This is a genomic window from Microbacterium sp. MMO-56 (genome assembly GCF_037146215.1).
Taxonomy (GTDB): Bacteria; Actinomycetota; Actinomycetes; order Actinomycetales; family Microbacteriaceae; genus Microbacterium.
Window position 1 is genome coordinate 247,621 of the sequence record NZ_JBBCVW010000002.1, and the last position, 14,905, is coordinate 262,525.

Here is a 14,905-nt window from a genome sequence, read left to right on the forward strand (position 1 = left end):
CGAGTCGAGTATAGACGCGCCGGCGGCGGCCACCCCGGGGTGCGCCAGGCGGGGATCAGGCGAACAGGCCCGCGCCGACGTAGGAGCCGGCGTCCGCACCGGGCGGAACGGCCCACAGCCCCGAGCCGACGTGGCGCAGGTACTCGGCCATGAGGTCGGTCGAGAGCGCCTTCTGCAGCGTGATGAACTGCGCGGGCGAACGCTGGTAGGACAGGAAGAACAGTCCGGCGTCGAGGCGGCCGAGGTCGGTGTTCCCGTCGACGTAGTTGTAGCCGCGGCGGAGGATGCGGATGCCGTCGTTGAAGTCCGGGTGCGCGAGGCGCACATGGCTGCGCTTGTCGATCGCGGGGCCGCCCGAGGCGCTCGCCGCGGCGAAGTCGGGCGCGGTCTGCTCGGAGCCTCCCGAGAGGGGCGCGCCCTCGCCCTTGTCGCGACCGGTGATCCGCTCCTGCTCGCTCAGGCGTACGCGGTCCCACGTCTCGATGAGCATCGCGATCTTGCGGGCCACCAGGTACGAGCCCCCCGCCATCCACGCCGGCTCGTCCGATGCGCCCACCCAGACGTGGTCGTCGAGGGCGGCCGCATCGTCGGCGAGGATGTTCGCGGTCCCGTCCTTGAAGCCGAACAGATTCCGCGGGGTCGCCTGCGCCGACGTCGTCTTGGAGGTCTTCCCGAAGCCCAGCTGAGACCAGCGCAGGCGCGCGCGCCCGAAGGCGATGCGGCTGAGGTTGCGGATCGCGTGCACGGCCACCTGCGGGTCGTCCGCGCAGGCCTGGATCGCCAGGTCGCCGCCCGTGTGCCCCGGGTCGAGGTCCTCGCCCAGGAAGGCGGGGAGCTTCTCGAGCGCGGCGGGTCGCCGGTCGGCGATCCCGTACCGGTCGGTGCCGCCGTCCGCCGTGAACAGCGTCGGGCCGAACCCGAAGGTGATGGTGAGGCCGTTCGCGGGCAGGCCGACCGCCTCGCCGGTGTCGTCGGGCGGTGCGGCGGGCGATCCGCCGGTCGCGCCGGTGGCGCTGACGTCGAGTCCCTGGGTCATGCGCGCCGCGGCATACGTCCAGTCCTGCAGCAGCTCGATGAGGTCCTCCCGCGACGTGCGGGGCATCATGTCGAAGGCGGCGAAGTGCAGGTGATCCTGCACGGGGGTCGTGATCCCCGCCTGGTGCGCGCCGAAGAACGGGTGGACGGATGCCGGGGCGTCCGCCGCCCGTGCCCGCCCCACGGCCACGCCCGCGGCGGATCCCGCGCCCGCGCCGAGCGCGAGTCCCGCCGCTCCCACGCCCGCCGCGAGCCCGAGCAGTCCGCGCCTGCTCAGCCCCTGCCGAGTGTCCACGACGCGCGGCGCGTCGGGGGTGCCAGACGGCGCGTCGTGGACACTCGGCGAGGTGGCGCCCGCGCCCGCGCCGGCGCCCGCGCCCGCGCCGGGGCCCGGCGCGGGGGTGGGGGCGGCGGGGGCGGTCATTCGAGGATCGTCGAGGTCAGCTGCGACAGCGGCTCGGCGAGGGCGTTGATGAGGTCGGTGAACTGGCGCTTGTCGGCCTCGGTGAGCGTGCTGTAGGCGACGAATCCGCTCGTGAGCGAGCCGTGCGCCGCGAGGGCGGCGTCCAGGTCGTCGTACCCCTGCTGGATCTTCTGCGCGAGGGCCGCTCCCTTGTCACCGCTCGAGGTCGCGAACTCCTCGACGAGCGAGAACGCCATCTTCGAGCCCTCGACGTTCGCGGCGAAGTCCCAGAGGTCGGTTCCCGACCACCAGTCCTCCTCGCCCGAGATCTTGCCCGTCGCGACCTCGTCGAGCAGCGCGATCGCGCCGTTCGAGATGCCGCCGACGCCCTGCGCCTCGAGGGCGTCGGTGAACTCGGTCGAGTGCACGTAGTCGTTGAGCTGAGCGACATCCGCGACCAGCTGAGCCCCGTAACCGGCGCGCTCGGCCGGAGTCGACGGCGCCCAGTCCTTCCACGCGGGCGTCGACTCGTCGGAGTTCAGCGCGTCCTGCGCGGGGACCCACAGGTCCTTCTCGATGCGGTGGAAGCCGGTCCAGTCGAGTCCCTCCGCGACGGCGTCCACCTCGCGGTAGTCGATGCGCGGATCGAGGTCGCCCAGCGACTCCGCGATCGGCTCGATGCGCTCGTAGAACGCGCGGGTGGTCGGGAAGAGGGCGCGGGCCTTGTCGTCGTCGCCCGCCTCGTAGGCGGCGACGAACGCGTCGACCGCGGGGACGAGCTGCTCGACCTGGTCCTTGACGAACGCGGCGTACAGATCGACGGCCTGCTGCTTCTGCGCGGCGTCGTCTCCGGTCGCGGCGACCTTCTCGCCCGTGACCGCGAACGCGGTCCGGCCGATACCCTCGCCGACCATGCCGGGCTTGCAGAGCGTGAAGTAGTCGCCGGGCTGCGCGACCACGGTCAGCGTGCGGGATGCCCCGGGGGCGATGTTCTCGACCTCGCCGACGATGCGCAGGCCGTCCCCGGCGAGCAGGTAGAACTCGCTCACGTCGGAGCTCGAGTTGGACACATCGAAGGTCAGCGTGCCGCTGGATGCCGTCGCTGCGGACACGTCGCACGAGGTGTCGGTCGAGGTGACGCGGAGGGTGCCGCCGGCGGCGACGTCGGACTTGGCGACGCATCCCGACAGGGCGAGCGAGGCGAGGCCGACGGCCGCGGTGGCCACGAGCAGGCGGGACGGGGACATCATGATGCTCCTTGCGGGGTCGAGGCGGGGGACGACGGGGTGGATTCGGGCGACGACGGCGTCGAGACCTCGGTCGGGGCGGCGGCCTCGGTCGGGGTGGCCGGCCCGGACGAGCCGGCGGACGGCGCCGCCGAGCGCGGCCGGCGCAGGCCCCGGACGAAGATCGTGCCGACGACGGCGAGGTAGACGGTCCAGGCGACGACCTGCAGCCAGGTCATCTGCGGCATGAAGCCGACGGTCGCCTGCAGGAGGGCGGCCGGGGTGGAGCCGGGCGCGATGACGCCGCTCACGTCGAACGCCCACCCGAACGGGAAGGCCGCCCAGCCCGTCGCGACGGCGCCGGTGGCATCCAGCGGAGCGGCGGCGGTGAAGGGGCCGGGCAGCGCCCCGGCCTCCTGCAGGTCGTGGATCGCGTAGGCGAGGACCCCCGCCGCCACGATCACGAGGAACGCGCCCGTCCAGGCGAAGAAGCGGCGCAGGTCGATCCGCACCATCCCGCGCGCGAGCAGCCAGCCCAGCGCGACCGCGGCGAGCAGGCCCAGGACCGCGCCGAGGAGGGCGGAGGGGGCGTCGCCGAAGGACTGGACCATCGACCACAGCAGCAGCGTCGTCTCGATCCCCTCGCGCGCGACGGAGACGAACCCGATCGCGACGATCGCCCACGCGCCGCCCGTGGAGAGCGCGCGGTCGACGCCGCCCTCGAGCGTGCGCTTCATCGTGCGCGCGGTCTTCTGCATCCAGAAGATCATCCAGGTGACCATCGCGACCGTGAGCAGCGACAGCAGTCCGCCGATGAGCTCCTGGGCCTCGAACGTCAGCGCGTACGCGCCGAAGGTGAGGATCGCGCCGATCCCGAGGGCGAGCGCGATCGCGAGCCCGACGCCGGCCCAGAGCCGCGGCAGCACATCGCGGCGTCCCATCCGGCTGAGGTAGGCGACGAGGATGCCGACGACGAGCGCGGCTTCGAGGCCTTCACGGAGGCCGATGAGGAAAGTGGCGAGCACAGGCGTGGTTTTTCGGAGGAGAGGGGGAGGTCCCCTCCGTCACATCGATGCGAGACTTAGGTAAGGGGAACCTCACTAGCTCATCGAGAGTACACCTCGCCGCCGTCCGGCCCCAAATGGCGCGACGCGCGGCGACCCCGCCCTCACCCCTGGGCGTGCCGGTCCAGGAAGGCGTACACCTCGCCGTCGTCCACCCCGGGGAACTCGCCGCGCGGCAGGGGCGAGAACATCTGCATGTGCACGCGGGCGCTCGGCCAGGCCTTGCCGTCCCAGCGCTGCGCCGCCGCGGCGTCGGGGCGGCGGCAGCACGACTCGTCGGGGCAGGCCGACACCGCGCGCTTCGGCGTCTCGCGACCGCGGAACCAGCGGGCGTCGTCGAAGGGCACGCCGACCGTGATCGAGAACTCCCCGTCGCTCGTCTTGCCCGTCTGACTCGAACACCAGAACGTGCCCGCCGGGGTGTCGGTGTACTGGTAGTGCTCGACCGTGCGGTTCTGCTGCGCGAACGCGGAGCGTGCGGCGAACTCGCGACACACGATCTGTCCCTCGACCGAGCCGGTGACATCCATCGGCACCGGAAGGTCGTCGTTCTCGAACACGCGCGTGATCGCTCCCGCGCCGTCGACGCGCAGGAAGTGGAGGCGGATGCCGATGTGCTGCGTGAGGAGGTTGGTCAGGCGCATGCCGGCCGCTTCGTGCGTCACGCCGAACGCGTCGCGGAAGTCCTCCACGGCGAGGTTGCGGTCCTTCTTGGCCTGGGCGAGGAAGGCGACCGAGGCCGTCTCGGGCATCAGGCAGCACGCGGCGTAGTAGTTGATCTCCAGGCGCTGCTGGAGGAAGTCGGCGTAGTCCGTGGGCGGCGTGTGGCCGAGCAGGCGGTGCGCCATCGCCTGCAGCGCCATCGACCGCAGACCGTGGCCCCCCGGGATGGATGCCGGGGGGAGGTAGATCCGTCCGTGCTCGAGGTCGGTCACCGATCGTGCCGAGTGCGGGAGGTCGTCGACGTACAACAGCTCGAAGCCGAGCTGGGACGCCATGACACTGACGGTGCGGTGGGTGAGCGCGCCGCCCCCGTGGCCCGCGGCGCGCAGCTGCTTCTCGGCCAGCTGCTCGATCTCGGGCAGGTAGTTGTTGCGCTCCCGCATCCGCAGGCGCAGCTCGGTGTTCGCGCGGCGCGCCTCCTCCGGCGTCGCGATCGCCTCGCGCTCCCGGCGCTCCAGCTCGCGATGCAGGCCCAGCACGGCCTCGATGGTCTCGTCGGGCATCGTCTTGGTGACGCGCACCGCCGGCACGCCCAGGCGCCGGAACACGGGGGAGGACTGCGCGCGCTCCAGCTCCAGCTCGAGCGCGGCGCGCCGGTTCGGCGGTTCGGGCGAGAGGAGGTCGGTGACATCCGTCCCGGTGGCGTGGGCGATCGCCTGCAGGAGCGACAGCTTGGGCTCCCGCTTCCCGTTCTCGATGAGGCTGAGCTGGCTGCCCGCCACGCCGACGATGGCGCCCAGGTCGTCGAGCGTGTAGCCGCGCGCGACCCGGTGGTGGCGGATGCGATGACCGAGCGTGGACAGTTCGAGCGCTGAAGCGGGCATTCCTTGATGGTAGCGAAAGAATCCCGCTTCTTGACGGCTTCTTGTTCGGTAAGGCGTGCGGCAGGCCCCGCACAGTGGAAACACCGCATCGTAAGGAGCTGACATGGCCATCGCCGACCTGTTCACCCGTCCCACCCCTCTGCGCACCGGGAGCGACCGGCGCTCCTTCGGCGCACGACCCGTCGTTACCGGCGACGGTCTCGCCGAGCTGTTCGCGTGGGTCGACGAGGTCGCCGCGCTCACCCGGCCCGATCGGATCCACTGGGTCGACGGCTCGCGCGCCGAGAACGAGGCGCTGCTGCGCGAGCAGGTCGAGGAGGGCAAGCTCATCAAGCTCAACCCGGAGTGGCGCCCGGGCTCGTACCTCGCGCGGTCGCACCCGAGCGATGTCGCCCGCACCGAGGCGCGCACCTTCATCGCCTCGGAGCGCGAGGAGGATGCCGGGCCGACGAACAACTGGGCTCAGCCGGCCGAGATCCGCGCGACGATCACCCCCCTGTTCGAGGGATCGATGCGGGGCCGCACGATGTACGTCGTGCCCTTCTCGATGGGAGCGGTCGGCGGTCCCCTCTCGCACATCGGCGTGCAGATCACCGACAGCGCGTACGCGGTCACCTCGATCGGCATCATGACGCGCGTCGGCGCGGACGTGCTCGCGCAGATCGCCGGCGGCAAGCCGTGGGTGAAGACCGTCCACTCCGTGGGCGCGCCCCTCGCCCCCGGCGAGGAGGACGCGGCCTGGCCGTGCAACGACGAGAAGTACATCGTGCACTTCCCCGAGACGCTGGAGGTCTGGTCGTTCGGGTCGGGCTACGGCGGGAACGCGATCCTCGCCAAGAAGTGCTTCGCGCTGCGGATCGCCTCGGTGATCGGCCGCGACGAGGGATGGCTCGCCGAGCACATGCTGCTCATCCGCGTGATCAGCCCCGAGAACAAGGCCTACCACCTCGCGGCGGCGTTCCCCTCGGCGTGCGGCAAGACGAACCTCGCGATGCTGCGGCCGACCATCCCCGGATGGCGCGTCGAGACCCTCGGCGACGACATCGCGTGGCTGCGGCCGGGCGAGGACGGGCGCCTCTGGGCGATCAACCCCGAGGCCGGCTTCTTCGGCGTCGCGCCGGGGACCGGGGAGTCGACCAACGTCACCGCGGTCGAGACCCTCTGGGGCAACACGATCTTCACGAACGTGGCCCTCCGCCCCGACGGCGACGTGTGGTGGGAGGGCCTCACCGACGAGGCGCCCGCCGAACTCACCGACTGGGAGGGGAACGCGTGGACCCCGGCGTCCGGGCGTCCCGCCGCGCACCCGAACTCGCGGTTCACCGTGAGCGCGGGCCAGTGCCCGCAGATCGCGCCCGACTGGGAGACACCGGAGGGCGTGCCCCTCGACGGCATCCTCTTCGGCGGGCGTCGCGCGACGAACGTGCCGCTCGTCGTCGAGGCGACCGACTGGACGCACGGCGTCTTCCTCGGCTCGAACATCTCCTCGGAGCGCACCGCCGCCGCGGAGGGCACCGTGGGGGAGCTGCGCCGCGATCCGTTCGCGATGCTGCCGTTCTGCGGATACAACATGGCCGACTACTTCGGGCACTGGCTGGCGGTCGGCCAGAAGCTGCGGTTCGACCGTGCGCCGCGCGTGTTCCAGGTGAACTGGTTCCGCAAGGGCGACGGGGGCAGGTTCCTCTGGCCCGGCTTCGGCGACAACGCGCGGGTCATCGACTGGATCATCCGCCGCATCGAGAACGAGGTGCCCGCGATCGAGAGCCCCGTCGGCCGGCTGCCCCGCACGCAGGACCTCAACCTCGAGGGCATCCACGTGCCGCAGGGGGACCTGGACGCACTCTTCGAGGTCGATCCGTCCCTCTGGCTGCAGGAGGCCGACCTCACCGAGGAGTTCTACCGGACGTTCGACGGTCGCGTGCCGGCGGCGCTGTACGCCGAGCTCGCCGCGCTGCGCTACCGCCTCAAGCTCGCGCAGGCCTGAGCGCGCGGCTCAGACCAGGAGCTGATGACGGGCGAGGTCGCGGTACAGCGGCACCGTCTCGATGAGCTCGGCGTGCGTGCCCTGCCCGACCACGCGGCCGCGGTCGAGCACGACGATGAGGTCGCTGTCGACGACGGTCGACAGCCGATGGGCGATCACCACGAGCGTCCGCCCCGCCGCGACGGCGTCGATGGCCTCGCGCATGCGCTGCTCGTTGAGCCCGTCGAGCGAGGAGGTCGATTCGTCCAGCAGGAGGATCGGGGGAGCCGCGAGCAGCGCCCGGGCGATCGCGAGGCGCTGGCGCTCGCCGCCCGAGAGCATCACGCCCGCCTCGCCGACGGGCGCGTCGAGGCCCAGCGGGGAGCGGTCGAGCACCTCTCCGAGGTTGACCGCGCGCAGCACCTGCTCGCACGCCGCGTCGGATGCCTCGGGGGAGGCGAGCCGGAGGTTGTCCCCGATCGTGCCGGCGAGGGTGGGGGCGTCCTGCTCGACGTAGCCGAGCTGCGCGCGCAGCCGGGAGCGGTCGATGCGGCGCACGTCGGTGCCGTCGAGGAGCACGGCGCCGGAGTCCGGGTCGTAGAACCGCTCGATGAGGGCGAGGGTCGTCGACTTGCCGGCGCCGGACGGGCCGACCAGCGCGACGCGCGCGCCGCGCGGCACCGAGAAGGACACGTCCCGCAGGACGTCGCCGTCGCTCTCGGGGATCTCCACCGCGTCGGCGTGGACGTCCGCGAGGGCGCGCTGGGCTTCCCTCTCCGCGGTGCGCCGAGTGCGCACGACGGCGGCCGGGTACGCGAAGCGCACGCCGTGGAACTCGATCGCCGGCGCGTCGCGCGTCGCCAGCAGGTCGTCGACCGTCCGGATGGGGCCGGTCAGGTCGGCGGAGGGGTCTGCGCGGTGGGCGGCCTCGGCGGAGGCGGCGATCTCGGAGTCGCGCGCGGTCTCGGTGGGCAGATCGAGCACTTCCTGGATGCGGCCGAGCGCGCCGAGCGCCTGGTTGACGGAGGTGATGGCTCCGAAGAACGAGCCGAGCGGCTGGACGAGGAAGAAGAGGAACATCACGAACGTCACGAGCTGGGCGATCGAGATGGCGCCGGACGCCATGCGGAATCCGCCGACGCCGAGGACCACCAGCAGCGACAGCTGCAGGGCGATGCCCGCGACGGGGACGACGAAGGCGGATGCCTTGGCGACCTGGACGCCCGCGTCGTACGCCTCTCGCGCCGTGCCGTCGATCGCCGACTGCTCCCGCCCGGAGGCGCCGGACGCGCGGATCGTGCGGATCGACCCGACCGCGCGCTCGACACCCGAGGCGAGCTCTCCCACCTTCTCCTGCTGCGCGGCGGTCGCGCGCCGGATGCGGGTGCTGAGAGCGCCCACCACGGCGACGGACACCCCGATCACGACGAGGATCAGCAGCAGCAGCACGGGATCGATCACGAGCATCGCGACGACGGCGCCGACGAAGATGAGCGCGCCGCCCAGCGAGTCGGCCAGCCCCTGGGTGAGGACCGCGTAGAGCAGTGTCGTGTCGGTGCCGACGCGCGAGACGAGGTCCCCGGTGCGGCGCGCGTCGTACTCCTGCACCGGGAGGTGCAGCAGCTGTGCGATCAGCCGCCGCCGACTGGAGTAGACCACCGCGGTGCCGGTGCGCTGCAGCAGGAAGTGCTGGATGCCGCTGATCACGGAACCGACGACGACGAGGGCGACGAGGATCCAGACGAGGGCGCCCAGAGGGTCGCTCGCCTGGACCCGTGCGATGACCTGGCCGACCACGACGGGCTGGGCGAGCGTCGCGGCCGCGGCGAGGACGCTCAGGACGGCGACCGCCACGAGGACACCGCGCTGCTCGAAGACGAAGGGGAGGAGCTGTCGCAGGCTCGCGCGCGGGCCGTCCTCCTTCGTGCGGCGTGAGGCGCGGGCGCGCGACGGGCGGGAGGCGGGGGTGGTGCGAGGGGAGGACATGGCGGCTTCCTGCGGGGATCGGATCGTTCTATCTTCGTCCGTCTTTCTTGTGCGCGGCCTGACGGGTCACGCACAAGACGGCGGATGCCCCGGAGCGCAGGTGCTCCGGGGCATCCGATCCTCCGTCGGGATCAGAGCGAGGCGGTCTCGCCCAGACCGATGTCGGTGTCGTAGTCGACGTCCTTCGTCTCTCGGGAGAGCAGGAGCGCGATGAGCGTCAGCACGGCGGAGCCGGTCAGGTAGAGACCGACGAGCCAGGGCTCGCCGCCCGCGGCGGCCCACAGTCCGAGGGCGATCGAGGGAGCGACGGCGGCGCCGAGGATCGACGACAGGTTGTAGGCGATCGCGGAGCCCGTGTATCGCACGTTCGTCGGGAAGAGCTCGGGGAGCACGGCACCCATCGGACCGAACGTCGCGCCCATCAGCATGAAGCCGAAGACGAGGAAGGCCTGCACCAGAGCGCCGGTGAACTTCGGGTCGACGTGGGGGAGCAGGAACACGTTGAACGTCAGGCCGAGCACGCCGATCAGCACGGTCACCCAGATCAGGAGCTTCCGGCGCCCGATCGCGTCCGCGAGCGGGCCGGACAGCAGCGTGAAGACACCGAAGAACACGACGCCGATGATCTGCATGATCACGAAGTCGGTGTAGCCGAAGCCGAGGCCCGGCACCGGGGCATCCGTGGGCTTCGTGCCGTAGGCGAGGGTGAAGCTCGTCATCAGGTAGAAGAGCACGTAGGTCGCCAGCATGATGAACGTGCCGAGGATCAGGTTCTTCCAGTGCCGTCGCACGACCTCCCCGAGCGGGAACTTCCGGATCGCGCCGTTCTGCTCGGCGCGAGTGAACGTCTGGGACTCGACGAGCTTGAGGCGCACCCACAGGCCGATGATCACCATCACCGCCGAGAAGAGGAACGGGATGCGCCAGCCCCATGCGAGGAACGCCTCGGAGCGCTGTGCCGGGCCGTCCGGGTGGGGCAGGGCGAAGTTGATCAGCAGGAAGATCGTGTTCGCGATGATGAAGCCGATCGGCGCGCCCAGCTGCGGGAAGGTCCCATACCACGCACGCTTGCCCTTCGGCGCGTTCTCCGTCGCGACGAGTGCCGCCCCCGACCACTCGCCGCCGAGCGCGAAGCCCTGGAACAGGCGCAGCACGAGCAGCAGGAGGGCCGCCCACCAGCCGATGTCGACGAAGGTCGGCAGGCACCCGATGAGGAACGTCGCGATGCCCATCGTGAGGAGGGAGGCGACGAGGGTCGCCTTGCGCCCGAAGCGGTCGCCGAAATGGCCGAAGACGACCGCGCCGATCGGGCGGGCGATCATGGCGGCGCCGAAGACGCCGAAGGACGCCAGGAGCGCGGTCGTGTCGTTGCCGGTCGGGAAGAAGAGGATCGGGAACACGAGGACCGCCGCCGTCGCGTAGACGTAGAAGTCGTAGAACTCGATCGTGGTGCCGACGAGGCTCGCGGTGATGACGCGCGAGCGGGGATTGGCGGGGGCGGATACTGCCGTGGAGGACATGCGGAACTACTGCCTATCGATGGGGTATCGAAGGTCCTCGTGGGACGAACCGGCGCGTGGCGTGCCGTGCAGGGGTGCGTGCAGCGGACGCCGCAGCTGTGAGGTCACCGGGGCGCCGGCAGGTTTCCGGCGCAAGGGATCAGTCTACGCCCCGCCCGCGGGGTCGTCCCGATCAGCGCCAGAGGACGGCGATCGCGGCGTTGAGGAAGGTGAGGATGCCCACGAGCCAGAACAGCGCCGCGGGTGCGGTGCCGCTCTTGCGCTGGCGGGCCGTGCCGATGCCCAGGACGGCCCCGATCGCGAGCAGCACGACGAGCTTCGTGCCGAGCTTGGCGTAGTTCAGGGAGTACTCGATCCCCCACGGGGCGGCGAGGGCGAGGCCGGCGACGGCGGCGATGACCATGCCCCACGTCATCAGGCGGGTGATGCGGCGCCGGCCGATCGCTTCGACGACCCAGGCGCCGAAGAGGACCGCGAAGCCCGTGAGGTGGACGAGGACGACGGCGTGACGCAGGATCTCCATTCCCTCAGTCTAGCTGAAGGTGAGGTCAGCCCGGTCCGCATCCTCCTCTCGCGAGGGAACGGCGACCGTCAGGAGCGGAGAGAGCGGAGGACCAGCGCGGTGCGCAGGGCCGCGTCGGCGGCCTCGGCGCCCTTGTCCTCACGCGAGCCGGGAAGGCCCGCGCGGTCGATGCCCTGCTGCTCGTCGTCGAGGGTCAGCACGCCGAAGCCGACCGGCTTGCCCGTGTCGAGGGCGACGCGCGTGAGGCCGTCGGTCGCGGCCGACGAGACGAACTCGAAGTGCGGCGTGCCTCCCCGGATGATGACCCCGAGCGCGACGGCGGCGTCCGCGCCGGACTCGAGCGCCGCCTTCGCCGCGACCGGCAGCTCGAACGAGCCGGGCACGCGCACGAGACGCCAGTCGGCGCCGGATGCCTCGAGCACCCGCTCCGCGCCGGCGATCAGGCCGTCGGTGATCGTGTCGTGCCACTGCCCGGCGATCACGACGACGCGCAGTCCGGTCGCGTCGATCTCCTGGGTCTGGGGTGCGCCGTGGCCGCTCATGCGTGCTCCTCCGTGGTGTGGGCGTGCGGGGCCGCGCCGTGGGCGAGGGCCGCGCTCAGGTCGTCCGCGCCGATGATGTGACCCATCCGGTCGCGCTTGGTCTCGAGGTACTGGTGGTTGTTGGGACCGACCCCGACGAGGAGGGGCACCTGCTCGACGATGTCGAGTCCGAGGGCGCGCAGCTGGTTCACCTTGTCGGAGTTGTTCGTCAGCAGCCGGACCTTCTCGACGCCGAGGTCCTCCAGGATGCCGGCGGCCGCGGCGTAGTCCCGGGCATCGGCAGGCAGCCCGAGCGCCAGGTTCGCGTCGACCGTGTCCAGACCGCGCTCCTGCAGGCTGTAGGCGCGCAGCTTGTTGATCAGGCCGATCCCGCGCCCCTCGTGGCCGCGCATGTACACGACCACGCCGCCGTCGCGTTCGATCGCGTCGAGTGCGGCGTCCAGCTGCGGGCCGCACTCGCACTTGAGCGAGCCGAACGCCTCACCGGTGAGGCACTCCGAGTGCACGCGCACGAGCGGGGCATCGGCGGACAGATCGCCGGAGACGACCGCGATGTGGTCGGTGCCCGTCACCCGGTCCTTGTACGCCAGGAAGCGGAACGACCCGTGCGAGGTGGGCACCTGCGCCTCCGCGCGCAGGCTCACCCGGCGGCGCGGGGCGTGCGCCTGCGGCGCGGTCGGTTCGTTCTCGTCGAGGTACGCGATCAGCTGCTCGATCGTGATGACCGGGATGCCCTCGCGCGCACCGAGTTCGAGGAGGCCCGGCAGGCGCATCATCGACCCGTCCTCGGCGACGACCTCGCCGATCGCGGCGACCGGCTGAAGACCGGCCAGACGCATGAGCTCCACACCCGCCTCGGTGTGGCCGGCGCGCTCGCGGACACCGCCGTCGACGGCGCGCAGCGGCAGGACGTGACCGGGCCGGATGACGGAGCTAGGGGTGGATGCCGGATCGGCCAGCACGTTCAGGGTGTGGGACCGATCGGCGGCGCTGATCCCGGTGGAGACCTTGTCCGCGGCGTCCACGCTGACGGTGTAGGCGGTGCCCCGGGCATCCTCGTTGACCGGCACCATCGGCGGCAGGTCGAGACGGTCGGCCCATTCGGCCGGCATCGGCGCGCACAGGAAGCCGCTGGACCACCGGATCGTCCAGGCGAGCCACTCGGGCGTGGCGAGCTCGGCCGACAGGATGACGTCGCCCTCGTTCTCGCGGTTCTCATCGTCGGCGACGATGACGGGGCGTCCGGCGCGCAGCGCGTCGAGGGCTTCGGGGATGGTCGACAGGCTCATCGTGAGCCTCCTTCGGTGGTGGGGCGGGTGAAGGCGAGCAGTCGCTGGACGTGCCGCGCGAGGATGTCGGTCTCGAGGTTGACGGGGTCGCCGGGTCGACGCAGCCCCAGAGTCGTGACCTCGAGGGTCTCGGGGATCAGGGACACCTCGAACCAGTGACCCTCCGCGGCGTCCGGCTCCGCGGCGGAGACGGCCGACACGGTCAGCGAGACGCCGTCGACGGTGATCGAGCCCTTGTCCACGACGAGGGGGGCGAGCTCGGCGGGGAGGGAGATGCGCACGACCTGCCACTGTGAGCCGGGGCGCACCTCGAGGACCGTGCCGGTGCCGTCCACGTGGCCCTGGACGATGTGGCCGCCGAGGCGGGTGTGGGCGGCGAGGGCGCGCTCGAGGTTGACGGACGCTCCCGCGGCGATGCCCGCGAGGCTCGTCATGTCGAGGGTCTGCCGCATGACGTCGGCGGTGAACCAGTCGGGACCCTGCTCGACCACGGTGAGGCAGACGCCGCTGACGGCGATCGAGTCGCCGTGGGCCGCGTCCGACACGGCGCGCGGGCCGCGGACGGTCACCCGCACGCCGTCGCCGGAGGGCTCGACGGCGAGGACCTCACCGCGCTCTTCGATGATTCCGGTGAACATCAGTCTCCTTCCGAGACCGGGTGGGCGATGACGAGGAGGTCGTCGCCGAGTGTGTCGATCGATGCGATGGCGAGGCGGCGCTGCTGCGCGATCGTCTCGACCCCGAGCATCCGCAGCGCCGGATGGTCTGACCCGTCGGGACCGTACCCGAGGAGCGTCGGGGCGATGTAGACGAGGAGCTCGTCGGCGAGGCCGTCGCGGAGGAACGCGCTCGCGATCGTCGGGCCGCCCTCCACGAACACGCGGTGTACGCCGAGGTCCCGCAGCTCGTCCATCAGAGAGGGCCCGTCCGGGCTCTCGCCGGCGAGGTTCTCGCCGGCACGGTGCAGGACCGGGCACGGGTGCGAGCGCACGGCGGCGTCGTCGGGGATCGATCGGGCCCCGAGGACCACCGGGCGCGGCTGCGTCTCGTACAGCGTGCCGTCGGGGCGCCGAGCCGTGAGTGCCGGGTCGTCGGTCAGGAGCGTCCCGGTGCCGACGACGATCGCGTCGGCCGCAGCGCGCCGTCGGTGCACGTCGGCGCGGGCGGCCGGGCCGGTGATCCACTGGCTGGTGCCGTCGGATGCCGCCGCGCGGCCGTCGAGGGACTGCGCCCACTTGACGGTGACGTGGGGGCGCCCGAGACGCTGGACGGTGAGCCAGGAGTCGAGGAGGGCGCCGCCCTCGTCCGCGAGGACGCCGCCGCGCACGTCGACGCCCCCGGCGCGGAGGCGCTCGGCGCCGCCGCCGGAGAGCGCGCCCGGGTCGTCCACCGCGTACACGACACGGGCCACCCCGGCGTCGAGGAGGGCCTGCGCGCACGGGCCGGTGCGTCCGGTGTGGTTGCACGGCTCGAGGGTGACGACGGCGGTCGTCCCCCGGGCGGCGCCCGGGCCGTGCGTCTCGGCGAGACGCGCCAGGGCGTCGACCTCGGCGTGCGCGGTTCCCGCGCCGCGGTGCCAGCCCTCGGCCAGGGTCTCGCCGGTGGGGGAGAGGATGACGGCGCCGACCTGGGGGTTGACGCCGCGCGGCCCGTCGAGGGCGAGCGTCAGGGCGCGACGCATCGCGCGGTCGACGCCCTCCGGGTCGTTCCCCGGGGCCCCGCTCCGGTCGCTCTCGGCGTCCTGCATCCCTCGTCCTTCGTCGAAGGCTCCGGGGTGCGCGGGTTCGCGCGACGGACGCCGTGACGG

The 14,905-nt window shown here is 72.1% G+C and carries 12 protein-coding genes; 1 reads left to right on the plus strand and 11 read right to left on the minus strand.

Annotated elements, in window-relative coordinates:
* Positions 1–55: 55 nt before the first annotated feature.
* The 4 genes from efeB to WFI00_RS02860 all read right to left on the minus strand — a co-directional run bounded on the left by efeB (position 56) and on the right by WFI00_RS02860 (position 5,275).
* Positions 56–1,459, minus strand: coding sequence for an iron uptake transporter deferrochelatase/peroxidase subunit (gene efeB / locus WFI00_RS02845; protein WP_336631050.1), 1,404 nt, complete (start codon positions 1,457–1,459; stop codon positions 56–58).
* A complete protein-coding gene (efeO, locus tag WFI00_RS02850; RefSeq protein WP_336631147.1) occupies positions 1,456–2,685 on the minus strand; it encodes an iron uptake system protein EfeO in 1,230 nt (409 codons plus the stop codon). Before efeO ends, efeB begins: the two co-directional genes overlap by 4 nt.
* Positions 2,685–3,689 carry an iron uptake transporter permease EfeU gene (efeU, locus tag WFI00_RS02855; protein WP_336631051.1) on the minus strand — a complete coding sequence of 335 codons (1,005 nt, stop codon included), beginning with the start codon at positions 3,687–3,689 and terminating at the stop codon, positions 2,685–2,687. The genes efeO and efeU overlap by 1 nt, the downstream gene beginning before the upstream one ends.
* A gap of 143 nt (positions 3,690–3,832) precedes the next feature.
* Positions 3,833–5,275, minus strand: coding sequence for a helix-turn-helix domain-containing protein (locus WFI00_RS02860; protein WP_336631052.1), 1,443 nt, complete (start codon positions 5,273–5,275; stop codon positions 3,833–3,835).
* A 103-nt stretch (positions 5,276–5,378) separates the two neighbouring features.
* Here WFI00_RS02860 and WFI00_RS02865 point away from each other — a divergent pair, with 103 nt between their 5' ends.
* Complete coding sequence (locus WFI00_RS02865) at positions 5,379–7,259, plus strand: phosphoenolpyruvate carboxykinase (GTP) (RefSeq protein WP_336631053.1); 1,881 nt, start codon at positions 5,379–5,381, stop codon at positions 7,257–7,259.
* Between the two features lie 9 nt (positions 7,260–7,268).
* Here the strand turns inward: WFI00_RS02865 and WFI00_RS02870 are convergent, their stop codons facing one another.
* The 7 genes from WFI00_RS02870 to ribD form a co-directional block, all read right to left on the minus strand.
* Positions 7,269–9,224, minus strand: a complete 1,956-nt coding sequence (locus WFI00_RS02870) for an ABC transporter ATP-binding protein (RefSeq protein ID WP_336631054.1) — start codon at positions 9,222–9,224, stop codon at positions 7,269–7,271.
* 131 nt (positions 9,225–9,355) lie between these two features.
* Positions 9,356–10,744 (minus strand): MFS transporter, encoded by a 1,389-nt coding sequence (locus tag WFI00_RS02875; protein ID WP_336631055.1) that lies wholly within the window; start codon positions 10,742–10,744, stop codon positions 9,356–9,358.
* Between the two features lie 172 nt (positions 10,745–10,916).
* Positions 10,917–11,267: a Fe-S protein gene (locus WFI00_RS02880; RefSeq protein WP_336642271.1), complete on the minus strand. Its 351-nt coding sequence runs from the start codon at positions 11,265–11,267 to the stop codon at positions 10,917–10,919.
* Positions 11,268–11,335: 68 nt separating this feature from the next.
* Positions 11,336–11,809, minus strand: a complete 474-nt coding sequence (gene ribH / locus WFI00_RS02885) for a 6,7-dimethyl-8-ribityllumazine synthase (protein WP_336631057.1) — start codon at positions 11,807–11,809, stop codon at positions 11,336–11,338.
* Positions 11,806–13,098, minus strand: coding sequence for a GTP cyclohydrolase II (gene ribA, locus WFI00_RS02890; protein ID WP_336631058.1), 1,293 nt, complete (start codon positions 13,096–13,098; stop codon positions 11,806–11,808). Before ribA ends, ribH begins: the two co-directional genes overlap by 4 nt.
* Positions 13,095–13,736, minus strand: a complete 642-nt coding sequence (locus tag WFI00_RS02895; protein WP_336631059.1) for a riboflavin synthase — start codon at positions 13,734–13,736, stop codon at positions 13,095–13,097. Before WFI00_RS02895 ends, ribA begins: the two co-directional genes overlap by 4 nt.
* Positions 13,736–14,779, minus strand: a complete 1,044-nt coding sequence (ribD, locus tag WFI00_RS02900) for a bifunctional diaminohydroxyphosphoribosylaminopyrimidine deaminase/5-amino-6-(5-phosphoribosylamino)uracil reductase RibD (RefSeq protein WP_442928287.1) — start codon at positions 14,777–14,779, stop codon at positions 13,736–13,738. Before ribD ends, WFI00_RS02895 begins: the two co-directional genes overlap by 1 nt.
* Between the last annotated feature and the right edge of the window lie 126 nt (positions 14,780–14,905).

Bases quoted from the DNA above. Each gene is read 5' to 3' on its own strand.
- efeB (WP_336631050.1), bottom strand. From the start codon at position 1,459: ATGACCGCCCCCGCCGCCCCCACCCCCGCGCCGGGCCCCGGCGCGGGC.
- efeO (WP_336631147.1), bottom strand. From the start codon at position 2,685: ATGTCCCCGTCCCGCCTGCTCGTGGCCACCGCGGCCGTCGGCCTCGCC.
- WFI00_RS02860 (WP_336631052.1), bottom strand. From the start codon at position 5,275: ATGCCCGCTTCAGCGCTCGAACTGTCCACGCTCGGTCATCGCATCCGC.
- WFI00_RS02865 (WP_336631053.1), top strand. From the start codon at position 5,379: ATGGCCATCGCCGACCTGTTCACCCGTCCCACCCCTCTGCGCACCGGG.
- WFI00_RS02870 (WP_336631054.1), bottom strand. From the start codon at position 9,224: ATGTCCTCCCCTCGCACCACCCCCGCCTCCCGCCCGTCGCGCGCCCGC.
- WFI00_RS02875 (WP_336631055.1), bottom strand. From the start codon at position 10,744: ATGTCCTCCACGGCAGTATCCGCCCCCGCCAATCCCCGCTCGCGCGTC.
- WFI00_RS02880 (WP_336642271.1), bottom strand. From the start codon at position 11,267: ATGGAGATCCTGCGTCACGCCGTCGTCCTCGTCCACCTCACGGGCTTC.
- ribH (WP_336631057.1), bottom strand. From the start codon at position 11,809: ATGAGCGGCCACGGCGCACCCCAGACCCAGGAGATCGACGCGACCGGA.
- ribA (WP_336631058.1), bottom strand. From the start codon at position 13,098: ATGAGCCTGTCGACCATCCCCGAAGCCCTCGACGCGCTGCGCGCCGGA.
- WFI00_RS02895 (WP_336631059.1), bottom strand. From the start codon at position 13,736: ATGTTCACCGGAATCATCGAAGAGCGCGGTGAGGTCCTCGCCGTCGAG.
- ribD (WP_442928287.1), bottom strand. From the start codon at position 14,779: ATGCGTCGCGCCCTGACGCTCGCCCTCGACGGGCCGCGCGGCGTCAAC.